We start from the raw sequence: 25,304 nt of genomic DNA, 5'->3' as shown, positions 1-25,304 counted from the left end.
ATGCGTGTCGCCCGTACCCGTCTTGCCACCCTGATGCCGTGGCTGCTGATGCTCGCCCTGTGCCTGTTGCCGGCACTGGCCTTCGCTGCACCCGGCGCACCGACCACGCCACTGCCGGACATCAACGTCGGCAAGATCGGAGGTGCGCCGGTCAGCCTGCCGCTGCAGACCCTGCTGCTGATGACGGCGATCACCCTGATCCCGTCGATGTTGCTGGTGCTGACCTCGTTCACCCGCATCATCATCGTGCTGGGCCTGCTGCGCCAGGCGCTGGGTACCGGGCAGACCCCGTCCAACCAGGTGCTGCTGGGCCTGGCCCTGTTCCTCACCGCGATGGTGATGATGCCGACCTGGGACAAGGCCTGGAGCACCGGCATGGCGCCGTACCTCAATGGCGAGATCGACTTCCAGACCGCCTGGACGCTGACCACCACGCCGTTGCGCGGCTTCATGCTGGCGCAGATCCGGGAGACCGACCTGATGACCTTCGCCGGCATCGCCGGGCACGGCACCTACGCCAGCCCCGACGCCATCCCGTTCCCGGTACTGGTCGCATCGTTCGTCACCAGCGAACTGAAGACCGCCTTCGAAATCGGCTTCCTGATCTTCATCCCGTTCGTGATCATCGACCTGGTCGTGGCCAGCGTGCTGATGTCGATGGGCATGATGATGCTGTCGCCGATGCTGGTGTCGGCACCGTTCAAGATCCTGCTGTTCGTGCTGGTGGATGGCTGGGTGCTGACCGTGGGTACGTTGGCGGCGAGCTTCAATCCGGCGTGATTGAGAGGCAGTCGGGCATGGCTCGGCTCTACAGAAGCACAGTCGAGCGCGGCTCGACTCCACACAAGCAGATGGACCCCGAATGTCTCCCGAACTTGCCTTGACCGAACTGCGTGGCGGCCTGATCACCGTGTTGTGGGTGGCCGGCCCGCTGCTGCTCACCGTGCTGGTGGTGGGCGTTGTGGTGGGCGTGGTGCAGGCCGCGACCCAGCTCAACGAACCGACCATCGCCTTCGTTGCCAAGGCGGCGGCACTGACCGCGGTGCTGTTCGCGCTCGGCAGCCTCCTGATCGGCCACCTGGTTGAATTCACCACGCTGCTGTTCCAGCGCATTCCACACCTGATCGGCTAGGACACGCGCCTCGATGGACGCCGCCACCCAGATGGCTGCCGACGGCCTGCAGGCCTTTGGCATGATCGGCACCGTGCTGTGGACCATGCTGCGCATCGGCGCGGTGGCCATGGCCATGCCCATGGTCGGCACCCGTGCGGTGCCGGCACGGATCCGCGTGATCCTGGCCGGTACCCTTGCCATCGCGCTGGCGCCGCTGCTGCCGCCGGTTCCGGACTGGACCGGCTTCGATGCTGCCACCGTACTGACCATCGCCCGCGAGCTGGCCATCGGCGTGTCCATCGGCTTCCTGCTGCGGCTGGTGTTCGAGGCCGGCGCGATGGCCGGCGAACTGATCGCCCAGGGCACCGGCTTGGCCTTCGCGCAGATGAGCGACCCGCTTCGTGGTGGCACCTCCGGCGTGATCGGGCAGTGGTTCTACCTGCTGTTCGGCCTGCTGTTCTTCACCGCCAACGGCCATCTGGCGCTGATCTCGCTGGTGGTGGACAGCTACCGGGCGCTGCCGATCGGCGCCCCGCTGCCGGACCCGCACGCCTTCTTCAGCATCGCTCCGACCTTCCTGCTGACCGTGCTGCGCGGCGCACTGACCCTGGCTATTCCACTGACCGTGGCGATGCTGGCGGTGAACCTGGCCTTCGGCGTGCTGGCGCGTGCTGCCCCGGCACTGAATCCGATCCAGCTGGGCCTGCCGGTCTCACTGCTGCTGGGCCTGTTCCTGCTGGCCCTGCTGGCCGGGGAAATGGGCCCGCCGGTACAGCGCCTGTTCGATGCCGCCTTCCAGGCTGCGGACGCGGTCACACACTGACCCGATCATCACGTTTTACTGCTTGCCCTTCCCCCGGGTCTGCGCGCTAGAGTGAATGCGCGGCAACCGGGGGGATGCCGCACGTGGCCGCCGCCCTGCGTCGGCCTGCCTCATGCATGCCCCACCGTGGTTTCCGTCGACAGGCAGGTCCGGGAGACTGACGAATGCTGGTAGGCACGTACAACCCGTGGCTGGTGGCGATCTCGTTGCTGGTTGCCGTGATGGCGTCATACACCGCGCTGGCGATGGCCGGGCGCACGGTCACCGCACCCGGCAAGGGCGCGGCCTGGTGGTGGCGCCTCAGTGGTGGCTTCGCCATGGGCCTGGGCATCTGGTCGATGCACTTCATCGGCATGCTCGCCTTCGACCTGCCCATTCCGCTCGGCTACGACCTGCCGATCACCCTGCTCTCCCTGGCCCTGGCCATCGCCTCATCGGTGTTCGCGCTGTGGCTGGTTTCGCTGCGCACCCTGCCGCACCCACGCCTGGCCGGCGGGGCATTGCTGATGGGTACCGGCATTGCCGGCATGCACTACGTCGGCATGGCGGCGATGCGCATGCAACCCGGCATCGACTATGACCCGGGCTGGCTGCTGTTCTCGCTGATCGTGGCGGTCGCCGCCTCATGGACTGCATTGTATGTGGCATTCCGCCTGCGCGCGCAGCGCACCCGTGTCGGCGACCGGCTGGCAGCCGCTGGCCTGCTCGGGCTGGCCATCGTTGGCATGCACTACACCGGCATGGCCGCCGCACGCTTTCCGGAAGGCAGCATCTGCGGCGCGGCGGTCGGCGATGGCCTGCAGAACGAGTGGCTGGCGATGCTGGTAGTGGTGCTGACGGTCGCGATCCTCGCGGTGGTGCTGGTGGTGTCCTGGCTGGACCAGCGGGTGGAGGCGCAGCTGCTACGACTGCGCAATTCCATGCTGAGCACTTCGTTGACCGATGCGCAGCAGGAACTGACCCAGGCCGCGTTGCATGATCCGCTCACCCGCCTGCCCAACCGCCTGCTGTTGCAGCGCCGCATCGTGCAGGCACTGGCCGAGGCCGAACAGGGCGGCAGCCGCTTCGCGGTGATGTTCATGGACCTGGACGGTTTCAAGCAGGTCAACGACGCCTATGGCCACCAGGCGGGTGACGCACTGCTGGTGGCGGTGGCCGAGCGCACCCGCCAGCTGCTGCGCCCCCATGACATGCTGGCGCGCCTGGGCGGCGATGAGTTCGTGCTGGTGGTGCGCATCGAGCACGATGAGGATCTGCCAACCCTCGCCCGGCGCATCCTGCAGGCGGTCGGCAGTGGGCCGTTGCTGCCGGACAACGAACTGCAGGTAACCGCCAGCATCGGCGTGGCGATCTGCCCCGACCACGCCGCCAGCGAGCGGCAGCTGATGGCCTTTGCCGACGCGGCGATGTACCAGGCCAAGGAATCCGGGCGCAACGCCTTCGTGCTGTTCGCCGACTGGATGAATGACAGCGCCGAACAACAGTTCCGGCTGCTGGCCGACCTGCGCCGGGCCATCGGCAGCGAGCAGCTGTTCCTGCACTACCAGCCCAAGATCCGCGTGGCCACGCAGAAGGTGGCCGGTGCCGAAGCGTTGATCCGCTGGCACCATCCGGAGCATGGCCTGATTCCGCCCGATCGGTTCATCCGCCTGGCCGAGCGCAGTGGTGCGATCAACGAGATCGGGCGCTGGGCGCTGGACCAGGCCTGCCTGCAGCTGCGGCGCTGGCACGATGCCGGTCACGAAGGCTGGTCGATGTCGGTGAACCTGTCGCCGGTGCAGTTCAGTTCGCCGCACCTGCTGCAGGATGTGCGCGCGGTGATCGAACGCCACAACATCGCTCCGCGCCACCTGGTGCTGGAAATCACCGAAAGCACGGTGATGCGCGATACCGACACCAGCCTGCGCCTGCTGCAGGCGCTGTCGGCGCTGGGCGTAGGCATCTCCATCGATGACTTCGGCACCGGCTATTCCAGCCTGCTGTACCTGAAGCGGCTGCCGGCCACCGAGATCAAGATCGACCATGCGTTCGTGCGCGACCTGGAACACAGTGCAGAGGACGTGGTGATCGTCTCGGCGATCGTGGCGCTGGGCCATGCGCTGGACATGGACATCGTCGCCGAGGGCGTGGAGACCGCCGCCCAGCGCGCCTACCTGGAGCGCCTGGGCTGCGACTACCTGCAGGGCTACCTGCTGGGACGGCCAGTCGATGCGGCGCGCTTCATGCAGCTGCACGACCTGCCCCGGCCGCGGGTGGAACTGGCGCAGAGCCCACCGCCCAGCGACAACGCGCCCCGGTAGCGCCGAGCCTGCGCTCGGCTCCCGCCGGGCACGGCCCGGCGCTACCATTGGTTGGCCTTCGGTAGATCCACGCCACGCGTGGATGCGCCGTTCCACCCTCATCCCAGGAAGCGCCCGTGGCCCTACGCACCCCCCTTGCTGGCCTGTTGCTGGCCCTTGCTGTTGGCCACGCTGCTGCCGCTGATCTGCCGTGGTCATTGCCAGCCGATGCTTCCCCGGCCCAGGTCGACGCTGCCCTGCAGGCCCTTGGCAAGGGCGTGCTGAAGTCGCCCAGCCTGACCGATGTACAGCGCGGCCACGCGTTGGTGGCGGCGGGCCAGACGGCCGAAGCGCGGCGATCGATCCAGCAGGCACGCGCATCGCTTGCAAGCGAAGGTGATACCGCAGCAGTGCAACGCTGGGTACCGATGCTGCTGCTCGTCACCGCCGGCGAGCAGGACGCAGCGGCGTATGCGCGCGCCTTCCACGCCACCTTCGCCGCCCTCGACGACGTTGCCGCGGTGCAGGCCGGTGCCGCACTCTCGGCTGAGCCAGCCCCGGTGCGCGCCCAGCTGGAGCAGGCCGTCGCGGCACAGGCGGGGGCGACGACCATTGCCGAGGCTGTCGCCCTGGAACTGCTGCGCCTGCGGGCAGTACTGCGTGCGCAGACCCTGGCCGCTGCCCTGGCCCCTCCGCTGGTCGCGGCGGAAGAGCAGCGCCGCTTCGCCATAGACGACGCATTGCGCATCCCCGTTGGCGATGGCGTCGTGCTGTCGGCGCAGCTGGCCCGCCCTCGCGCCGCATCGGTGCCCCTGCCTGCGGCCATGCTGTTCACCATCTACACCGATCCACCCAAGAACCGGCAGAAGATGCTGCTGGCCGCCGCGCATGGCTACGCCGGCATCGTGGTCGATGCGCGCGGCAAGGGCCAGGGCAGCGGCACCATCGCCCCCTACGAGCATGACGGCGCGGACGCCAACGCGGCCATCGACTGGATCAGCCGCCAGCCATGGAGCGATGGCCGGGTGGCTATGTATGGCGGCAGCTACGAGGGCTTTACTGCCTGGGCGGCGGCGCGCCATCACCATCCCGCATTGAAGACCATCGTGCCCTACGTTGCCGCCATCCCCGGCCAGGGCCTTCCGATGGAGAACAACGTGTTCCTGAGTGCCAACTACGGTTGGGCGTTCTATGTGGCCAATGGCCCGATGCTGGACAACGACACCTACAACCAGAACGAACGCTGGTCACAGCTGCCCCGCCGCTGGTATGCCTCCGGCCGCCCTTACCGGCAGATCGACCAGATCGACGGCACGCCCAACCCCTGGCTGCAGCGCTGGCTCGATCACCCGACGTACGACGCCTACTGGCAGTCGATGGTTCCCTATGGCGACCAGTTCGACGACATCCGCATCCCGGTGCTGACCATCACCGGGTACTACGACGACGGCCAGATCTCGGCACTGCAGTACTTCAAGGACCACCTGCGGCACCGCCCCGATGCCGACCATGCCCTGCTGATCGGCCCCTACGACCACCGCGGTGCGCAGTCGGCGCTCAAGCCGATGCAGCTACGTGGCCATGAGCTGGATCCTGTCGCGCAGTTCGACACGCCCGCACTGACCTTCCAGTGGCTGGACCATGTGCTGCGCGGCGCCCCTCGCCCGGCGCTGGTGCCCGACCGCGTAAACTACCAGCTGATGGGCGCCAACCGCTGGGGGCATGCGGCAACACTGGACGCCGCCGCGGGTGCCCATCGCCGCTACCACCTGTCGGCCGCACCCGCTTCGCCCGATGGCTACCACCGCCTGCAGGAACAGCCGCCAGCGCCGGGCCAGCTGGAGCAGACCGTGGACATGGCCGACCGCAACGAAATGCGGCACGGCTACTACCCGTTCCCCATCGTCGCAGCACAGGATGAAGCCGACACCGCGCTGGCCTATGTCTCGGAACCCTTCACCGGACCGATGGATCTGGTGGGCAGCTTCTCCGGCGACCTGAAGGTGCGGATCAACAAGCGCGACTTCGATTTCACCGTCACCCTGTACGAGCTGATGGCCGATGGACACCGGATGCAGCTGTCCTATTACATGGGCCGGGCCAGCCACGTGCGTGACCCGGGCACGCGCCAGTTGCTGCAGCCCGGCCAATGGACCCACCTGCCCTTCGATCGCACGCGCATGGTCGCCCGCCGCCTGGCTGCCGGCAGCCGCCTGCTGGTGAAGGTGGATGTGCTGAAGGACGCGATGCACCAGGTGAACCACGGCACCGGGCGCGATGTCAGCGATGAATCGGCCGCCGATGCGGGCGCCCCGCTGCAGGTGGATTGGCACAGCGACAGTGTTCTGACGATTCCCCTGCACCCCACCAGCGACACCCCCCAGTAGAGCCACGCCATGCGTGGATAGGCAACGGCCCATCACGGAACACTTCTTGCACGCACCCCGGCATCCCCTGCCGCAGTGCCTGTGATGTCCGAGAACGAATCCGCCGGCGAAAAGACCGAACAACCTACCGAAAAACGCCTGCGCGACGCCCGTGAACAAGGCAACCTGCCGCGCTCGCGCGAACTCGGCACCGCCGCCGTGTTCGGCGCCGGCGTGCTGGCGGTGATGGCCATGAGCGGCTCGATCGGCCGTGGCGCCAGTGCCTGGATGAAGCAGGCGCTCAGCCCGGAACAGAGCCTGCGACAGAACCCGAAGGAACTGTTCGGCCACTTCGGCGACCTGCTGCTGCAGTTCATGCTGGTGATCGCACCGCTGGTGCTGGTCTGCCTGCTGGCCAGCTTCGTCGCCCCGTTGGTGATGGGCGGCCTGCGCTGGTCGCAGAAGGCGTTGCTGCCCGACATCAACCGCATGAACCCGATGAGCGGGCTCAAGCGCCTGTACGGCCCGGAGGCCATTGCCGAGTTCACCAAATCGCTGCTGCGCGTGGCCTTCGTCGGCGTCGCCGCCGGACTGGTGGTCTGGACCGGCTTCGACACCCTGCGCGGGCTGATCCACCACCCGCTGGAGACCGCCATCACCGATGGCCTGGGCTTCACCCTGCGCCTGCTGCTGGCCACCGCCGGCGCGATGCTGGTGCTGGCCGCCATCGATGCGCCGTACCAGCGCTGGAACTGGATGCGCAAACTGAAGATGACCCGTGAAGAGCTGCGCCGGGAAATGAAGGAGAGCGAGGGCAGCCCCGAGGTGAAGGGCCGCATCCGCCAGCTGCAGCAGCAGATGGCCAACCGCCGGATGATGGAAGCGGTACCCACCGCCGACGTGGTGGTGGTCAACCCCACCCACTACGCGGTGGCCCTGAAGTACGAAGGTGGCGCCATGAACGCCCCCACCGTGGTCGCCCTGGGCGTGGACGAAACCGCCCTGCGCATCCGTGAGGTCGCCGACGGCAACAAGGTCGCGATCGTCTCCGCCCCGCCTTTGGCACGCGCCTTGTATCGGGAAGGCCAACTCGGAAAGGAAATCCCCGTGAGACTGTATTCGGCCGTCGCCCAGGTCCTGTCCTACGTCTACCAGCTGCGCGCCTGGCGCACTGGCCCGATGCCGGACGCCCCGCACATCCAGGTGGATGAATTCGGCAAGGGGGGCCGCCCGTGAGCGCCCAGCCCTCCGCCGGCTTCAACACCCGCCGTGCCCTGGAAATGATCCGCCAGGGCCTTGGCGCGCCGCTGATCGTGCTGGCCCTGCTGGCCATGGTCGTGGTGCCGCTGGCCGCGCCGGTGCTCGATGCGCTGTTCACCTTCAACATCGCCATCTCGCTGATGGTGCTGCTGGCGGTGGTCTACGTGAAGCGCCCGCTGGACTTCACCATCTTCCCGATCGTGCTGCTGATCACCACCATGCTGCGGCTGGCGCTGAACGTGGCCTCCACCCGCGTGATCCTGCTCAACGGCCAGAACGGCCACGACGCCGCCGGCAAGGTCATCGCCGCCTTCGGCGAATTCGTGATCGGCGGCAACTATGCGGTCGGCATCGTGGTGTTCGCGATCCTGACCATCATCAACTTCGTGGTCATCACCAAGGGCGCCGGCCGCGTTTCGGAAGTGACCGCGCGCTTCATCCTCGACGCGATGCCCGGCAAGCAGATGGCGATCGACGCCGACCTCAACGCCGGTTTGCTGACGCGTGAAGAAGCCAAGCTGCGCCGCGAGGAAGTGCGCGAGGAAGCCGACTTCTACGGCGCGATGGACGGCGCCAGCAAGTTCATCCGCGGTGACGCCATCGCCGGCATCCTGATCCTGTTCATCAACATGCTCGGCGGCCTGGCCGTGGGCGTGTTGCAGCATGGCATGCCGTTCGGCGAAGCCGCTGCCACCTACACCCTGCTGTCCATCGGTGACGGCCTGGTGGCGCAGCTGCCGGCCCTGCTGGTCTCCAGCGCGGTGGCGATGCTGGTGACCCGCGCCTCGCGCTCGCAGGACATGGCCCAGGCGATGACCGGCCAGGTGTTCGGCCAGTACCGCGCGCTGGCGATCACCGCCGGCATCATCGGCGTGGTCGGCCTGGTGCCGGGCATGCCCAACGTCGCTTTCCTGACGCTGGCCGCTATCCTCGGCTTCATCGCCTGGAAGGTCTACCGCAAGGGCAAGGCCGCAGCCACCGACCCGGCAGCCGCCGGCAATGACGCGGCCGCACTCAACGCACTCGGCCGCCCGGCGGCACCTGCGCCGACCGCCGAACTGAGCTGGGACGAGCTGAGCCCGGTCGATCCGCTGGGCCTTGAGGTCGGCTACCGGCTGATCCCGCTGGTGGACAGCAACCAGGGCGGCGAACTGATGGCGCGCATCAAGGGCGTGCGCCGCAAGCTGACCCAGGACGTCGGCTTCCTGATTCCCTCGGTGCACATCCGCGACAACCTGGAACTGCCGGCCAACGGCTACCGCGTGCTGGTGCATGGCGTGCCAGTGGCCACCGCCGAGATCCACCCGGACCGCGAACTGGCGCTGGACCCGGGCAGCGCGCTGGGCACCCTGGAGGGCATTGCCGGCAAGGATCCCGCGTTCGGCCTGGATGCCACCTGGATCCAGCCGCACCAGCGTGCCCAGGCTGAAACGCTGGGCTACACCGTGGTCGACCCGGCCACCGTGGTGGCCACCCACCTCTCGCACCTGATCCGCGAACATGCGCCGGAACTGCTCGGCCACGAGGAAGTGCAGCACCTGCTGGCCAACCTGGCCAAGAGCGCGCCCAAGCTCGTCGAAGATCTGACGCCGAAGGCGCTGCCGCTGTCGGCAGTGGTGCGCGTGCTGCAGAACCTGCTGGTCGAGCGCATCCCGATCCGACAGCTGCGCAAGATCGCCGAAGCGCTGGTCGAACACGCGCCCAGCAGCCAGGACCCGGCGGTGCTGACCGCTGCCGTGCGCACCGCGCTGGGCCGCTTCATCGTGCAGGAGATCGCCGGAATGTCGGCGGAGCTGCCGGTGTTCACCCTCAACCCGCAATTGGAACGTGTCTTGCAGGAGTCCACGCAGGGCAACGGCGCCGCGCTGGAACCCGGACTCGCAGAGCGACTGCACCAGAGCCTGGCCGAATGTGTCAGCAAGCAGGAAGCGCGAAACGAGCCGGCGGTCGTGCTGGTACCGGGCCCGGTGCGCGCCGCGCTGGCGCGCCTGGTCCGCCACAGCGTTCCGTCGTTGTCGGTCCTGGCCTACAGCGAGGTGCCGGAGGACAAGCGCCTGAAGCTGGTCGGAACGATCAGCTGACGCCGCCCACCGATGCGCCAGAAAACAGACACCACCTTCGAACCAACGCAACAGACAGATACCAAGGGGAACCCGCACCGTGCAGACCACCGACCACCCGAGTTCTCCGACCGCCACCCCGCCGTCTTCGTCCCGTGACCACAGCATGAAAATCAAACGATTCGTCGCCGCCGACATGCGCTCCGCCATGAACCTGGTGCGCAAGGAACATGGTCCTGACGCCGTGATCCTGTCCAACCGCCGGATCGAGGAAGGCGTCGAGATCGTCGCCGCGGCCAACTACGACGAGAGCGCCGTGCAGCGTGCACTGGAAGCCTCGCGCCGTGATGTCGCACCGCCGCCGGCACCCAAGCCGCGCACCGCTGCTGACGCGGTGATCGCCGCGGTCACCCGCCGCCGCAGCGCTGCCCCGGCGCCGGAGCCGGTGGCCGCCACCACCTCGGCCGTGGCCGCCCTCGCCCGTGCGGCCGTGGGTGCCACCGGCCGCACCTTGGACAGCGCCGACGAGATCGTGCCGACCCGCGGCAGCACCGGCTTCGCAGCCACCCTGGCGCGCGCCGCCGTCAACGAACCGGCGCTGCCCGAACAGATCTTCGCCCCGTTCGCCGAGGCCATCGTCGCACCGGGCCCGGCCGTCACCGCGCCGGCCAACCGCGCCCGCTTCCAGATCGACCCGCCGCACGACACGCATCACGAAAGCGTGCCCCCCGCCGTGCAGCCGCCGCCGCTGCCGGGCGCTGCCATGGCCGATGTCCAGCCTGACATCGCCGCCAGCGAAACGGCAGCGCTCGAAGCCGCCGGCGAAGCCAGCCCGGCCCCCATGCTGGCCCCGGCACCGACGCTGACCGTGGTTGCCCAGGACGACGCCGAGATCCGCCAGCTGCGCCAGGAAGTGGCCGGCATGCGCCAGGTGATCGAGCGCGAGATGAACCGCTTCACCGACGAGCGCCTGCGTGGCAGCCCGGTGCGCGCCACCGCGCTGGACCTGATGGACGAGTACGGTTTCGACGCCGGGCTGGCCCGCGACGTGGCCATGCAGATCCCGCTGGAGACCGAAGCCCATCGTGGCCGCGGCCTGATGCTGGGGCTGATCTCGCGCAAGCTGCCGATCGCCCCGGTCGACCCGCTGGAAGAAGGCGGCGTGATCGCCCTGGTCGGCCCGACCGGCGCCGGCAAGACCACCACCATCGCCAAGCTGGCCTCGCGCTTCGCCGAGAAGCATGCGCCGCGCGACGTGGCCCTGGTGACCACCGACACCACCCGCATCGGCGCCCGCGAGCAGCTGTACGGCTACGGCCGCCAGCTCGGCATCGCGGTGCACGAGGCCAACAGCGGCACCGACCTGGACCAGCTGCTGGAACGCCTGAAGGACTACAAGCTGGTGCTGATCGACACCGCCGGGCTGGGCCCGCGCGACCGCGCGCTGGCCGCGCAGCTGCAGTGGCTGCGCGCCGCCCGCCAGGTACGCACCCTGCTGGTGCTGCCGGCCAACACCAGCTTCGGCGACATGGACGAGGTGGTCCGCCGCTTCGGCGCCGCCAACCTGCAGGGCCTGGTGTTGAGCAAGCTGGACGAGACGGGCCGCTTCGGCAACGCCCTGTCAGTGGCCGTGGACCACGCCCTGCCGATCACCTGGGTGACCGATGGCCAGGACGTTCCGGACGACCTGCACCGGGCCAGTGCAGCCAATCTTGTACTTCGCCTTGAAGATTTGCGCCGAGCGGCCGATATACCCTGCAACCCGGAGTTGAACCATGCCGTCGCGTGAGTACGCCAAGCTGACCAAGACCTTCCCGCTGTCGGCCACCCGCAGCGAGCCGCTCGGCCCTGTGCGCACCATTGCCGTCACTGGCGGCAAGGGCGGCGTGGGCAAGACGAATGTGTCCGCCAACCTGGCGGTGGCACTGGCCGGGATGGGCAAGCGCACGCTGCTGCTGGACGCCGACCTGGGCCTGGCCAACATCGACGTGATCCTGGGGCTGAACCCGACCTTCACGCTGGCCGACCTGGTCGCCGGCCGCTGCTCGCTGGACGACGTCATCGTCGAAGGCCCGAACGGCGTGCTGGTGGTGCCGGCCGCGTCCGGCCGCCGGCACATGGCCGAGCTGGCCCCGGCCGAGCACGTCGGCCTGGTCAACGTGTTCTCCGAGCTGGAACGCGAACTGGACATCATGGTGGTGGACACCGCCGCAGGCATCACCGACGGCGTGCTGACCTTCTGCCAGGCCGCGCAGGACACCGTGGTGGTGGTCTGTGACGAGCCGGCCTCGATCACCGACGCCTACGCGCTGATCAAGGTGCTGTCGCGCGAACGCGGCGTGGACCGCATCCAGGTAGTGGCCAACATGGTGCGCGACCCCAACGAGGGCCGCGTGCTGTACGAAAAGCTGACCCGCGTCTGCGAGAAGTTCCTCGCCGATGTCTCGCTGAACTACCTGGGCTGCGTGCCGCAGGACGACTGGCTGCGCCTGTCGGTGCAGCGCCAGCAGCCGGTGGTGAAGGCCTACCCGTCCAGCCCGGCCGCGCTGGCGATCACCGAGATCGCGCGTCGCACCGCACGCTGGCAGGCGCCGACCGAACCGCGTGGCGGCGTCGAGTTCTTCCTCGAGCGCATCCTCAAGCAGCGCGGGGTGGCCGCATGAAAGGCGCAGCCCAGTACAGGGAAGTCCAGCGCTCGGCGGCCAACGAGGTCATCGCCCAGCATTCGGACCTGGTGCGGCGCATCGCCCACCACCTGGCCGCGCGGTTGCCGGCCAGCGTTGAAGTGGACGACCTGATCCAGGCCGGCATGATGGGCCTGATAGAAGCGTCGCGCAGCTACGACGCCGACCAGGGCGCCTCGTTCGAGACCTATGCCTCGATCCGCATCCGCGGTTCGATGATCGACGAGATCCGCCGTGGCGACTGGGTGCCGCGCTCCGTGCACCGCCGTGCACGCGATGCCGCCGCCACCATCCGCCGCCTGGAACAGAGCAGCGGCCGCGCCGCCAGCGCCACCGAAGTGGCCGCCGCGATGGAGATGCCGCTGCCCGAATACCTGCGGTTGATGGAAGACGCCGCACGTGGCCAGGTGCTGAGCCTGGAGTCGCGCATCGAGGACCAGGGCGAGCTGGACACCGTCGCCCAGGGCGGCCCGACCCCGCAGCAGGTGCTGGAGCGTGGTGAGTTCGGCCGCGAGCTGGGCAAGGCCATCGGCCACCTGCCCGAGCGCGAACAGCTGGTGCTCTCGCTCTACTACGAGCAGGAACTGAACCTGAAGGAGATCGGCGCGGTGCTCGGCGTGAGCGAGTCGCGGGTCTGCCAGATCCACGGCCAGGCGGTGCTGCGCCTGCGTGGCCGGCTCAAGATTTTCGAGGCGGCGGACGCCGGCCTGGAAGAATGAACATGCCCGAGGCGGCTGCCCCCGGCCGCCCGGAATGAACAACAAAGGAACTCTGCTTTGAACAAGAACATGCGCATCCTGATCGTCGATGACTTCTCGACCATGCGTCGGATCGTCAAGAACCTGCTGGGCGATCTGGGCTTCACCAATACCGCCGAAGCCGAGGACGGGCATGCCGCGCTGTCGCTGCTGCAGAGCCAGCCGTTCGATTTCGTGGTCACCGACTGGAACATGCCGGTGATGACCGGCATCGAGCTGCTGAAGGCGATCCGTGCCGATGCCAAGCTGAAGACACTGCCAGTGCTGATGGTCACCGCCGAAGCCAAGCGCGAACAGATCATCGAAGCCGCCCAGAACGGCGTGAACGGCTACATCATCAAGCCGTTCACTGCGCAGACGCTGGAAGAGAAGCTCGGCAAGATCTTCGAACGCCTGGCGGCCAGCGCCTGATGGATACCACGGTCGACAAGAGCGCCCTCTCCCTGCGCCTGCAGGAAGCCCTGGACGCACTCGAGTCCGGTGACGAGGCCGCCTGGCGGCAGCGCATCGACGGACTGGTCGCGCTGCGTACGCAGCCGATGATGAGCGGCCTCTCGCGGCTGGCCCGCGAGCTGGGGCAGGCACTGGGTGAGCTGCCGACCGTGCCCAGCGAGGCCGGTGAGCTGGACGACGCCTGCGCACGCCTGGACCACGTGGTGGCCATGACCGAACAGGCCACGCACCGCACCCTGGACCTGGCCGAGGAATGCCGCAGCCTGACCGAACAGCTGCGCGCTGAAGGCCTGCAGCCTGGCCAGGACGCGCAGCTCGAGCGCATCCGCCACAACCTGACCGAGATCGCCCTGACCCAGAGCTACCAGGACCTGACCGGGCAGATCATCCGTCGCGTGGTCGGCATCGTCCGCCGCGTGCACGAGGGCTTCGGCGCACTCGGCCTGCCGCCGGAACAGCATCGCACCGACCCGGAACTGGCCGGGCCGGCACTGAAGGGACTGGACCGCCACGCGGTCTCGCAGAACGACGCCGACGACCTGTTGTCGGATCTGGGGCTGTAAGCATGAGCGCGGTATCCGACGACATCACTGCCGATTTCATCATCGAGGCACAGGAAATCCTGGATCGCCTGGGCGAACAGCTGGTGTCGCTGGAGCAGGCACCGCAGGACACCGAGCAGCTCAACGCGGTGTTCCGTGGATACCACACGCTCAAGGGCGGTGCCGGCTTCCTTGGCGTCACTGCGATGGTCGAGCTGTGCCACGCCGCTGAAGAGGCCCTGGGCATCGCGCGTGCCGGGCAGGCGGTGCTGCAGGCCCACCACTTCGACGCCGCCCAGCAATCGCTGGACTACCTGCAGTCGATGCTGGACGCCGTGTCCTCCGGCACCGAGCCAGGCTATGCGCCGCCGGACCTGATCGCGCAGTTCGACATGAACGGTGGCACTGCCGCGCCGGTCGCTGCGGCCGCCCCTGCGGCAGCTGGCAGCGACCTGATCACCGACGACGAATTCGAGGCCCTGCTCGACCAGCTGCATGGCGGCAACGCACCGACCGCGGTCGCGCCGGCCAGGAAGGCCGACGACGGCCTGATCAGCGAAGACGAGTTCGAAGCGCTGCTGGACCAGCTGCACGGCGGCGCTGCGCCAGGCGCGAAGCCTGCTGCCACCGTCGCGGCAGCACCTGCCGCTGCAACGCGCCCGGCGCCCGTACCGGCGCCCGTCGCCAAGCCGGCGGCCAAGCCGATGGCCGAGGCCGAGCACACCGTGCGCGTGGACACCAAGCGCCTGGATGCGATCGTCAACCTGATCGGCGAACTGGTGCTTTCCCGCAACCGCCTGAAGACCCTGCGTGCACGCCTGCGCGACGAGGAGCTGGACCGCGCCGTATCGACGCTGGACATCGCCACTGCCCGCCTGCAGTCGGCGGTGATGCGTACCCGCATGCAGCCGGTGGGCAAGGTGTTCTCGCGCTTCCCCAAGGTCGCCCGCGACGTCGCCCGCTCGCTGAAGAAGGAAGTGGACCTGGAGCTGGTCGGCGCCGAGACCGAACTCGACCGCAACCTGGTCGAAGCACTGGCCGATCCGCTGGTGCACCTGGTCCGCAACGCCATCGACCATGGCGTGGAAATGCCCGACCTGCGCGAAGCACAAGGCAAGCCCCGGATGGGCCATGTACGCCTCTCAGCGCAGCAGGAAGGCGACTACGTCAGCATCGAGGTGCAGGACGATGGCGCCGGCATCGACCCGGAGAAGCTGCGCGCGAAGGCGCGTGAGAAAGGCCTGATCGATCCGGAAGCCGCTGCCCGCCTGAGCAGCGAGGAGTGCCTGCACCTGGTGTTCCTGCCGGGCTTCTCGACCAAGCAGCAGGTCACCGACATCTCCGGCCGTGGCGTCGGCATGGACGTGGTGCAGTCGCGCATCCGCGAACTGAGCGGCCAGATCCAGATCCAGTCGGAACTGGGTCGTGGCAGCCGCTTCCTGATCCGCGTGCCGCTCACCCTCGCGATCCTGCCGACCCTGCTGGTGCAGGCCGGCGAGGACGTCTACGCGCTACCGCTGGCACGCGTGATGGAAGTGCTGCACGCGCCGCGCACCTCGCTGGGCTGGTTCGATGGCCGCGCCGTGCTTGATCGCCGCTCGCACACCCTGCCGCTGGTCGACCTGCGCCAGTGGCTGGATGTGACGCCGGCCGCGTCAACCCTGCTGACCATCGTGGTGCTGCAGGCCGGGGAAGCGCGCTTCGGCCTGGTCGTGGACCAGGTGCGCGGGCGCGAGGAAGTGGTCATCAAGCCACTGCCAAAAGCCCTGCGCGGCCTGCGCGGTTATGCCGGTGCAACGTTGATCGGCGATGGTCGCATGGCACTGATCCTGGACGTGGACGGCATACGCTGAACGCCGCCGGGCAAGGCCCGGCGACCCGAAAACTGTGACTACCGTCTGTACGCATTCTCCCGGTGTCTCAAGTCCCATTCATACAAGCCGATACCGGAACCATGGATAGACTCAGCCTCATTGGACTCTTTCTCGCCCTGGCCTCGCTGGTCGGCGGCAGCATCCTCAAGGGCGCCGGACTGGCGTCGTTGTGGTCGCCTGCGGCGTTCGTGATCGTCATCGTCGGTACCGTTGCCGCGATCCTGCTTCACACCTCGCCGGCGGTGTTCAAGCATGCGTTCAAGATCGTGCGCTGGGTCGTGCGCCCGCCGCACAGCGATCGCCGCGAACTGATCCAGCAGATCGTCGAGTGGAGCAACATCGCCCGCCGCCAGGGCCTGCTGGGCCTGGAATCGCAGGTGGAAGCGCAGCAGGACCCGTTCCTGCGCAAGGGCCTGCAGCTGCTGGTGGACGGCGTTGAACCCGAATCGATGCGTCACATGCTGGAGATCGAACTGGGCAGCCAGGAGCACCAGGACCAGGCCGGCGCCAAGGTCTTCGAAGCGATGGGCATCTACGCGCCCACGCTCGGCATCATCGGTGCCGTGCTCGGCCTGATCGCGGTGATGAAGAACCTGGCCGACCCGAGCAAACTCGGCCACGGCATCGCCGCCGCGTTCACCGCCACCATCTACGGCATCGCCTCGGCCAACCTGCTGTTCCTGCCGATCGCCGCCAAGCTCAAGAGCGTGATCTCGCACAACACCCGCGACCGCGAAATGGTCATTGAAGGCCTGATTTCGATCGCCCAGGGCGAGAACCCGCGCAACATCGAAACCAACCTCTCCGGCTTCCTGCACTGACATGGCCCGCCGCAAGCACCACGAAGAGCACGCCAACCATGAAGCATGGGCGATCCCCTATGCCGACCTGATGACGTTGCTGCTCGCCTTCTTCGTGGTCATGTACGCGATCTCCTCGGTCAACGAGGGCAAGTACCGGATCATGGCCGACGCGCTCACCGATGCCTTCGGCGGCGCACCGCGCACCATCAACCCGGTGCAGGTGGGTAACAAGCAGGTGCAGGGTGGCGGCTGGGACAGCCCCTCGGTGATCAAGTCCGGCACCAAGATCGGCCCCTCCGCGCCCGCGCCGTCGCACGACCCGACCCTGCTGCCGTCGATGGCCTCGCAGATGCGCATGCCGGTCTCCGTGCACAACCAGGAACAGATCGCCCGTGCCGAGCGCCAGCTCAACAGCATCGCCGACCGCCTCACCGCGGCACTGGCGCCGCTGATCGACCGCGGCATGATCAGCGTGCGCCGCACCGAGTTGTGGATCGAAGTGGAGATCAACAGCGACATCCTGTTCCCCACCGGCTCGGCCGCGCTGGACGTGCATGCACGGCAGACGCTGGCCAGCCTGGCCGAGGTGCTGCGCGACGTGCCCAACAGCGTGCGCGTGGAAGGCCATACCGACAACGTGCCGATCGCCACCGCCACCTTCCCTTCGAACTGGGAACTGTCGGCCGGACGCGCCGCCAGCGTGGTGCACCTGTTCGCGGACCAGGGCGTGCAGCCATCACGGCTGGCGATGGTTGGCTATGGCCAGTTCCGTCCGCGCGAAGAGAACGACAGCGCGCAGGGGCGCAACCGCAACCGCCGGGTGATGGTCATCATCCTGGCCGACACCTCGCATTCGGTGGATCCGCTTGGCCAGCGCCTCAACGCGGCCACCGGCGCCGTCGACGACAGCACCACCGAACAGGCCGCCGCAACTCCGGCTACCGCCCCCACCTCCCCCATCGCACCGGTGAAGTTGCCGCCGGTGCCGGCTGGCAGCCGCGTCGGCGCCGCCGTTCCCCCGGCAATGAAGGAGTAAACCGATGCGCATCTGGGCAGTCGCCAACCAGAAGGGCGGAGTCGGCAAGACCACCACCACCCTCGCCCTCGGCCGCGGCCTGGCCGCGCTTGGCCATCGCGTGCTGCTGATCGACCTCGATCCGCATGCCTCGCTCAGCCGCGCCTTCGGCGTGCCGGTGGATCCGCCACCGGCGGGCGTGCTGGAACTGTTCGGCGCCCCGCCGGCCGATCTTTCCAGCCTGTGCCATGCCAGCAGCATCCACGGCCTGGACTACGTCTGCGCGCAGTCGGCGCTGGCCACGCTGGAGCGCCGCAGCGCCAACCAGCCCGGCCTCGGCCTGGCCCTGCAGAACGCACTGGCGCGTCACCAGGGCCAGCACGACTACATCCTGCTGGACTGTGCCCCCACCCTTGGCCTGTTGATGATCAACGCGCTGGCCGCTGCCGACCGCCTGATCATTCCCACCCAGGCCGAGCCGCTGGCCCTGCATGGCCTGGACGGCATGGTCCGCACCGGCGAGATGGTCGAGCGCTCGCGCCGCCGCCCGCTGCCGATCTCGATCCTGCCGACCCTGTTCGACCGCCGCACCCGCGCCGGCAACGAGTCGCTGCGCACGATGCAGGATCGCCATGGCACCCGCGTGTGGGAAGACGCCATTCCGATCGACACCCGCATCAGCAATGCCGCAGGCCTGACCCTGCCCAGCGTTGGTGAGGACTATCCGGGCCGCGGCCTGGCCGCCTATCGCCGCGCACTGAACTGGATCCTCGGTGAGGATGCCCGTGCCCTGGAGCAGGCCGCATGAACAGCACCGGCGTACTGGACGACTACCTGGACGAACTGCTGGGCGAAGCGATCGCCCCGGCGGCCGTCGTGCTGCCAACGCCGCACAGCGCCGCCCCGGCTCCGGACAGCACATCGGAACCGGAACGCGAGCCGACCTGGGATGACCTGCCGGCCGAGGTGATCTACGAAACCGACACCGTCGCCGCGGGGCCTGCCGTGGACAACGCCACGCTCGAAGCCGCCTTCGAGGCGGCCACAACGGCCGAGCGCGAGCCCACCTGGGACGATCTGCCCGCTGAAGTGATCTATGAGACGGACGCTGTTGCCGTTGCCCCGGCACAGGACGACGCAGCACTGGAAGCCGCCTTCGAGGCCGCCGCAATGCCGGTCGCCGCTCCGGAGCGCGAACCGACCTGGGATGACCTGCCTGACGAGGTGATCCACGAGATGGCCCCGGCCAAGGCCGGCCCGGAGCCCACCTGGGACGACCTGCCCGACGAAGTGATCTACGAGACCGACGCGGCCGACAGCCATCAGCTCGCCCACACTGACAGCCCCGGTCTGCAGGCTGCGTTCGAAGCCGCTGCGGGTGGCGAGGATGTCCCCACGCCGCCACCGGCCGTGGTTGCGCCCCCGGCACCGCGCCCTGCACCCGCGCCCGCCCCGGCCGCGCGTGCTGCCGCCGCGCCGCCGCCCCGCGTCGCCCTGGATGCCCCGGCCACCAACCGTCCCGGTACCTGGCAGGAGCTGCAGGCGCAGGCGCACCAGCCCGCCAGCAGCCCGCACCCGCAGAACCGCCGCGCCGGCGAGCGCACCTCGCGCTGGCTGCGCCTGCGCTGCGGGACCCAGGCCTATGCGCTGGAACTGCTGAAAGTGCAGGAAGTGGTGTTGCCGGTGCCACTGCTGCCGTTGCGTGGCACGGCACCGGCGATGCTCGGGATCATGAACCTGCGTGGCCAGGTGGTGCCGGTGATGGACCTCGGCCTGCACCTCGGCGCCGCAGCGGCAGAAGACGATGCCCAGACCCGCATCGTGGTGCTGGAAGAGGACGGCGAGACCATCGGCCTGCGCGTGTCGGCAGTGGAAGATGTCGCCAACCTCACCGATTCACAGATCGAACCCCCGGATACCGCCCGCATCTGCCAGATCTCCAATGATCTGTTCCGCGGCGTCGCCCGGGTCAGCCAGCGCCCGATGATCCTGCTGGACGCCACACGGCTGTTGAGTTGATCTGGAAAAAAGGGGACGGAGGGGATTAAGTCGCAAGTGGCTCGGCGCTTTGCGCCGAAGCGGTGCCTGTCGGGGACGCAAGGAGTTGATCCGTTGGATCAACACCTTACGTCCCCACTGCGCGGTCGCCGTTGCCGAGGGGGCTGCAGTAGAGCCAGGTCGCTTGCGACTTGATCCCCTCCGCCCCCTTTTCAGCTGCGACCGCATCGACGCACCGCGTCGATTCCTCTAAAGAACCCCGCCGGGGTGCCGTTATGGATCACGGAACCGTTTGTCCGGAGCAACGATGAGCACTGTCGAACTGGGTGAGGATCTCGGCATCGAGAGCAGCACCGAGCTCAAGAACCGCCTCGCCCCGCTGGTGGCGCAGGCAGGCGAGCTGACCCTGGATGCAAGCCAGGTCGCCCGCATCCACACGGCCGCCGTGCAGGTGCTGTGTGCATTCGTGCAGGCCCGCCGCGAGGCAGGCCTGGGCACCGGCTTCCACGGTTGCACCGCAACCTTCCGTGACGCCGCGCGCCTGCTGGGCGTCACCCAGGCCCTGGGCCTGGACGTAACCCATGACAACCTGAAATCTGTGGAGAACGCTGCATGAGCGCACGTATCTTGGTGGTGGACGATTCGGCGTCGATGCGCCAGATGGTTTCCTTCGCCCTCACCTCGGCCGGTTTTGCCGTCGAAGAAGCCGAAGACGGCGCGGTCGCGCTGGGTCGCGCCAAGGGCCAGCGCTTCAACGCGGTGGTCACCGACGTCAACATGCCGAACATGGACGGCATCGCGCTGATCCGCGAACTGCGCCAGCTGCCGGACTACAAGTTCACCCCGCTGCTGATGCTGACCACTGAATCGGCCGCCGACAAGAAGTCCGAAGGCAAGGCCGCCGGTGCCACCGGCTGGCTGGTCAAGCCGTTCAATCCGGAACAGCTGGTCGCCACCGTGCAGAAAGTGCTGGGCTGATCGCCCCGCACCGCTCCCCCTCTTCGCTTCCGGACCACCACTGCCATGAGCATGGACCTGCAACGCTTCCACGCCACCTTCTTCGAGGAGAGCCGCGAAGGCCTCGACGCGATGGAGGCTGGCCTGCTGGCCCTGGAATCGGGGCAGCAGGACGCGGAGATCATCAATTCGGTGTTCCGCGCCGCCCACTCGATCAAGGGCGGCGCCGGCACCTTCGGCTTCGATGCCATCGCCGGCCTGACCCACGTGCTGGAAACGCTGCTCGATGAGCTGCGTGCCGGCAAGCGCGCCCTGGAAGGCCATGCCGTCGATGCCATGCTGTCCTCGGTGGATGTACTGCGCGCCCTGCTGCGCGAAGCCGAACATGGCCAGGCCGCAGACCCCGCTGCGGTCGCCGCAGTGAAGGCGCGCCTCGAAGCCGTTCTCTCCGGCCAGGCCGCACCGAGCGCGCCGGCCGCTGCCGCAGCCAAGGTGGACGATACGCCGGAAGCCTGGCAGATCGGGTTCACCCCGGCACCCTCGCTGTTCATGAGCGGCAACGACCCGTTGCGCATCATCCGCGAACTGGAACACCTCGGCTCGCTGCAGGTGGCCGCGCGCATGGAACGCCTGCCGGGCTTCGCCCAGCTCGACCCGCTCGAGGCCCACCTGGCGTGGGACCTGGGCCTGGTCGGCAAGGTGCCGCGCAGCAAGATCGAAGACACCTTCGCCTGGGTACTGGACGACTGCGAGCTGGACATCCGTCCGGCAGCGCCGCCGAGCCTGGCGACCCAGGCGCCCGTTGCTGCATCCCCTTCCACACCTGCTGCCGTCGTGCCGGCAGCGCCTGCTGCGCCTGCCGCCGGCGGTGCTGCCACCCAGGAAGCCGAAACGTCGATCCGCGTCAGCGTCGACAAGGTCGATGCGCTGATCAACCTGGTCGGCGAACTGGTCATCACCCAGGCCATGCTCAAGCAGGTCTCGCACGCGCTGGACCCGGTCCACGCCGAGAGCCTGTTCGCCGGCCTGGACCAGCTGGAACGCAACACCCGCGACCTGCAGGAAGCGGTGATCGGCGTTCGCATGCTGCCGGTCGACGCGGTGTTCCGCCGCTTCCCGCGCCTGGTCCGCGACCTGTCCAGCCGCCTCGGCAAGCAGGTGCGCCTGCGCACCGTCGGCGAGGGCACCGAGCTGGACAAGGGGCTGATCGAAAAGATCGCCGATCCACTGGTGCACCTGGTGCGCAACTCGATCGACCACGGCCTGGAAATGCCCGACGTGCGTCGCGGCGCGGGCAAGGACGAAACCGGCACGATCACCCTGGCCGCTTCGCACCAGGGCGGCCATATCGTCATTGAAGTGAGCGACGACGGCCGCGGCCTGGATCGCGCCAAGATCCTGGCCAAGGCCACCGAACGCGGCCTGGCCGTACCGGACAACCCGACCGATTCGCAGGTCTGGGACCTGATCTTCCAGCCAGGCTTCTCCACTGCCGATGCGGTCACCGACCTGTCCGGGCGTGGCGTCGGCATGGACGTGGTTCGCCGCAACATCCAGGCACTGGGCGGTGAGGTCCAGATCGAAAGCAGCCTGGGTACTGGCACCCGCACGCTGATCCGCCTGCCGCTGACCCTGGCCATCCTCGACGGCATGACCGTGGCGGTTGCCGGCGAAACCCTGATCCTGCCGCTGGCCTATGTGCTTGAGGCGTTGCAGCCGCAGGCCGAGGACATTCGCAGCATGGCCGGCGAAGGCCGCGTGCTGCGCGTACGTGGCGAGTACCTGCCGATCCTCTCGCTGAGCGAGTACTACGGCTACGGCAACCGTGCGCCGGGCAGTGAATCGCTGGTGGTCGTGGTCGAAGGCGATGGCCAGAAGATCGCACTGGAAGTGGATGAACTGGTCGGCCAGCAGCAGGTGGTGGTGAAGAACATCGAGAACAACTACCGCCGTATCGGCGGGGTGTCCGGTGCCACCATCCTTGGCGACGGCCGCGTCGCGTTGATCGTCGACATTGGCGGACTGGTGCGCTCGTTGCGGATGCCGCAGGCCGCCTGATCCACGCTGCATGCGTGTACTGGACCGCCGCCCTTCGGGGCGGCGGTTTTTGTTTGTGCGCGCTCTACCAAGGGGGTCGGATCCCTTTCCGCAGGAAAGAGCTCCGACCCCATCCCTTCTGTGAACTCCGTCGCCATGGTGGTTGCGGGCGCAACTACTTCATCCAAGCGAAAGCACGCCGCTGCAACGCTTTCGCGCTGTCATCCCTACGCAACCGAATGTGATCTGCGTCCATAAAGTCCACGCGGACGGCGCCGTTATTTCGCAATGACGGTCGTCACCGAACCCCACCGGGCACCCCCGTTCGCTCTGCAACCACCCCCGAACCGGCGCACAGACGCCGGCACTCTGCCCACCTGGAGCACCCTGCATGAAGTGGTTCCAAGATCTGCCCATCGCCCGCAAGCTGGCCGTGGGGTTCACCCTCACCACCTTGATGACCGTCGTACTGGGCGCCTTCGCCCTGGTCCGCCTGTCCGAGGCCAACGCGCAGTTGAGCGCGATGGCCTCCAACGATATTCCGTCCGTGCAGTACCTCGGCGAAGTGCGCTCGCAGCTGGGTGAGTTCCGCACCTATGAGCTGGCCCAGCTGAGCATGCTGGACCAGCCCGAGAAGGTGGCCGACTACAACAAGCGCATGGATGACACCGCCGCCGTTGTGCGCGAACAGCTGGCCGCATACGCCAAGCTGCCGGCCGGCGCCAAGGAACGCGAGCTCTACCGCGCCGTGCAGGCCGACGTCGATGGCTACTTCGCAGCCAATGCCAAGCTGCGCGAAGCGGCCACCGCCGGCGATGGCGTCGTCGCACGGCAGATCTCCGACGACCAGTCGCGCCCGCTGCGCCGCAAGGCCTTTGAAGACCTCAAGGCACTGGGCGCGTACAGCAGCTCGCTGATGCAGGGCAAGATCGACAACGCCAATGCCACCCACCGCAACAGCATGCTGGCGATCATTGCCGCCGTCGTATTGCTGGTTGTGGTCGCCGCAACACTGGCGGTGGTCATCTCGCGCGCCGTGACCGGCCCCCTGGGCAAGGCCGTGAACGCCATCCAGGCCGTCGCACGCGGCGACCTCAGCGTCACCACCCAGAGCACCGGCAAGGACGAGGCTGGCCGCATGCTGGCGGCTACCGCCGACATGACCGCGATGCTGCGCCGCTTCAGCGAACAGACCCAGTTGATGGCACAGATGCATGCCGGCCCGGACATCAGCCACCGCATTCCGGAAGACTTCCCGGGCGTCTACGGCCAGCTGGCCAGCGGCATCAACACGGTGATCTTCGAACACCTCGATGCAATCGTCGATGCCATTGAAGTGCTCAACCAGTACGCCATCGGCAACCTCGCCCCGGACGCCCGCCGCCTGCCAGGCAGCCGCGCGATCCTGCACGAGTCGATGGACGCGGCCAAGGCCAGCCTGCTGGCCATCAACACGCAGATCCAGCAGCTGGCCTCGGCCGCCGCCGCCGGCGACTTCAGCCAGCGCGGTGATGCGCAGCGTTTCGATCACGATTTCCGCGTGATGATCGAGCAGCTCAACAGCATGATGCAGGTGGCCGACGGCAACCTCGGCCAGCTCTCGCAGCTGCTGCAGTCGATCGCCGCCGGCGACCTGACCGCACGCATGGACGGCCAGTTCAACGGCGTGTTCGCGCGCATGCGTGACGACGCCAACACCACCGTTACGCAGCTGACCCAGATCGTCGGCCAGATCCAGGCCAGTGCCTCCAGCATCACCCTCGCCGCTGGCGAGATCGCGTCTGGCAACAGCGACCTGTCGCGCCGTACCGAGCAGCAGGCGGCCAACCTGGAAGAGACCGCCGCCTCGATGGAGGAACTGACCTCCACCGTGCGCCAGAACGCCGAGCACGCCCGGCAGGCCAACCAGCTCGCCATCGGCGCGCACGGTGTCGCCTCGCAGGGCGGCGAGGTGGTCGGCCAGGTGGTCACCACCATGTCGGCCATCGAAGCCTCGTCGAAGAAGATCGCCGAGATCATCAGCGTCATCGACGGCATCGCCTTCCAGACCAACATCCTGGCGCTGAACGCCGCAGTGGAAGCCGCGCGTGCCGGTGAGCAGGGCCGTGGTTTCGCCGTGGTCGCCAGCGAAGTGCGTACCCTCGCCCAGCGTTCGGCTGCGGCGGCCAAGGAGATCAAGGGCCTGATCGATGATTCGGTCGGCAAGGTCGCCGAAGGCTCCAGCCTGGTGCACCAGGCCGGCAGCACCATGGGCGAGATCGTCGCCTCGGTGCAGCGCGTG

Annotated in this window: 21 protein-coding genes; all 21 read left to right on the top strand. The window is 68.1% G+C overall.

Annotated features, from left to right (window positions below):
• A complete protein-coding gene (gene fliP, locus AC5P9L_RS19685; protein WP_049404621.1) occupies window positions 1-780 on the top strand; it encodes a flagellar type III secretion system pore protein FliP in 780 nt (259 codons plus the stop codon).
• Window positions 781-862: 82 nt separating this feature from the next.
• The gene (locus AC5P9L_RS19680) at window positions 863-1,132 is read left to right on the top strand and encodes a flagellar biosynthetic protein FliQ (protein WP_005413254.1); all 270 of its coding nucleotides are present in this window, start codon (window positions 863-865) and stop codon (window positions 1,130-1,132) included.
• 13 nt (window positions 1,133-1,145) lie between these two features.
• Entirely contained in the window at window positions 1,146-1,937 is a 792-nt protein-coding gene (gene fliR / locus AC5P9L_RS19675) for a flagellar biosynthetic protein FliR (protein ID WP_005409539.1), read from the top strand.
• A 164-nt stretch (window positions 1,938-2,101) separates the two neighbouring features.
• A complete protein-coding gene (locus tag AC5P9L_RS19670; RefSeq protein WP_227415837.1) occupies window positions 2,102-4,237 on the top strand; it encodes a putative bifunctional diguanylate cyclase/phosphodiesterase in 2,136 nt (711 codons plus the stop codon).
• Between the two features lie 116 nt (window positions 4,238-4,353).
• Window positions 4,354-6,603: a CocE/NonD family hydrolase gene (locus AC5P9L_RS19665; RefSeq protein ID WP_279915855.1), complete on the top strand. Its 2,250-nt coding sequence runs from the start codon at window positions 4,354-4,356 to the stop codon at window positions 6,601-6,603.
• An 84-nt stretch (window positions 6,604-6,687) separates the two neighbouring features.
• Window positions 6,688-7,818 (top strand): flagellar biosynthesis protein FlhB, encoded by a 1,131-nt coding sequence (gene flhB / locus AC5P9L_RS19660; protein WP_049404619.1) that lies wholly within the window; start codon window positions 6,688-6,690, stop codon window positions 7,816-7,818.
• Between the two features lie 44 nt (window positions 7,819-7,862).
• Window positions 7,863-9,923, top strand: a complete 2,061-nt coding sequence (flhA, locus tag AC5P9L_RS19655) for a flagellar biosynthesis protein FlhA (RefSeq protein ID WP_279915856.1) — start codon at window positions 7,863-7,865, stop codon at window positions 9,921-9,923.
• A gap of 145 nt (window positions 9,924-10,068) precedes the next feature.
• Window positions 10,069-11,691, top strand: coding sequence for a flagellar biosynthesis GTPase FlhF (gene flhF / locus AC5P9L_RS19650; protein WP_495230696.1), 1,623 nt, complete (start codon window positions 10,069-10,071; stop codon window positions 11,689-11,691).
• Window positions 11,678-12,565 (top strand): MinD/ParA family ATP-binding protein, encoded by an 888-nt coding sequence (locus AC5P9L_RS19645; protein ID WP_005409532.1) that lies wholly within the window; start codon window positions 11,678-11,680, stop codon window positions 12,563-12,565. Before flhF ends, AC5P9L_RS19645 begins: the two co-directional genes overlap by 14 nt.
• On the top strand, window positions 12,562-13,305 hold the full coding sequence (locus tag AC5P9L_RS19640) for an RNA polymerase sigma factor FliA (RefSeq protein WP_005413248.1): 744 nt from the start codon (window positions 12,562-12,564) through the stop codon (window positions 13,303-13,305). The genes AC5P9L_RS19645 and AC5P9L_RS19640 overlap by 4 nt, the downstream gene beginning before the upstream one ends.
• A 57-nt stretch (window positions 13,306-13,362) precedes the next feature.
• Complete coding sequence (gene cheY / locus AC5P9L_RS19635; protein ID WP_005413247.1) at window positions 13,363-13,755, top strand: chemotaxis response regulator CheY; 393 nt, start codon at window positions 13,363-13,365, stop codon at window positions 13,753-13,755.
• Complete coding sequence (locus tag AC5P9L_RS19630; RefSeq protein ID WP_012480099.1) at window positions 13,755-14,360, top strand: protein phosphatase CheZ; 606 nt, start codon at window positions 13,755-13,757, stop codon at window positions 14,358-14,360. The genes cheY and AC5P9L_RS19630 overlap by 1 nt, the downstream gene beginning before the upstream one ends.
• Window positions 14,361-14,362: 2 nt before the next feature.
• The gene (locus tag AC5P9L_RS19625) at window positions 14,363-16,192 is read left to right on the top strand and encodes a chemotaxis protein CheA (RefSeq protein ID WP_111188869.1); all 1,830 of its coding nucleotides are present in this window, start codon (window positions 14,363-14,365) and stop codon (window positions 16,190-16,192) included.
• A gap of 101 nt (window positions 16,193-16,293) precedes the next feature.
• Window positions 16,294-17,034: a flagellar motor protein gene (locus AC5P9L_RS19620; RefSeq protein WP_005409527.1), complete on the top strand. Its 741-nt coding sequence runs from the start codon at window positions 16,294-16,296 to the stop codon at window positions 17,032-17,034.
• A gap of 1 nt (window position 17,035) precedes the next feature.
• Complete coding sequence (gene motD / locus AC5P9L_RS19615; protein WP_005409526.1) at window positions 17,036-18,052, top strand: flagellar motor protein MotD; 1,017 nt, start codon at window positions 17,036-17,038, stop codon at window positions 18,050-18,052.
• A gap of 4 nt (window positions 18,053-18,056) precedes the next feature.
• On the top strand, window positions 18,057-18,839 hold the full coding sequence (locus AC5P9L_RS19610; protein ID WP_005413243.1) for a ParA family protein: 783 nt from the start codon (window positions 18,057-18,059) through the stop codon (window positions 18,837-18,839).
• Window positions 18,836-20,050, top strand: a complete 1,215-nt coding sequence (locus AC5P9L_RS19605; RefSeq protein WP_065183654.1) for a chemotaxis protein CheW — start codon at window positions 18,836-18,838, stop codon at window positions 20,048-20,050. The genes AC5P9L_RS19610 and AC5P9L_RS19605 overlap by 4 nt, the downstream gene beginning before the upstream one ends.
• A gap of 286 nt (window positions 20,051-20,336) precedes the next feature.
• On the top strand, window positions 20,337-20,645 hold the full coding sequence (locus tag AC5P9L_RS19600; protein ID WP_005409522.1) for an STAS domain-containing protein: 309 nt from the start codon (window positions 20,337-20,339) through the stop codon (window positions 20,643-20,645).
• Window positions 20,642-21,007: a response regulator gene (locus tag AC5P9L_RS19595; protein WP_005409521.1), complete on the top strand. Its 366-nt coding sequence runs from the start codon at window positions 20,642-20,644 to the stop codon at window positions 21,005-21,007. The genes AC5P9L_RS19600 and AC5P9L_RS19595 overlap by 4 nt, the downstream gene beginning before the upstream one ends.
• Window positions 21,008-21,052: 45 nt before the next feature.
• Complete coding sequence (locus tag AC5P9L_RS19590) at window positions 21,053-23,044, top strand: chemotaxis protein CheA (RefSeq protein WP_005409520.1); 1,992 nt, start codon at window positions 21,053-21,055, stop codon at window positions 23,042-23,044.
• A gap of 370 nt (window positions 23,045-23,414) precedes the next feature.
• A partial coding sequence (locus AC5P9L_RS19585; protein ID WP_495201614.1) for a methyl-accepting chemotaxis protein occupies window positions 23,415-25,304 on the top strand: 1,890 nt, incomplete at its 3' end.

The organism is Stenotrophomonas sp. YJH_SMC_64, assembly GCF_059371375.1.
This window is presented reverse-complemented; position numbering and strand designations above follow the sequence as displayed.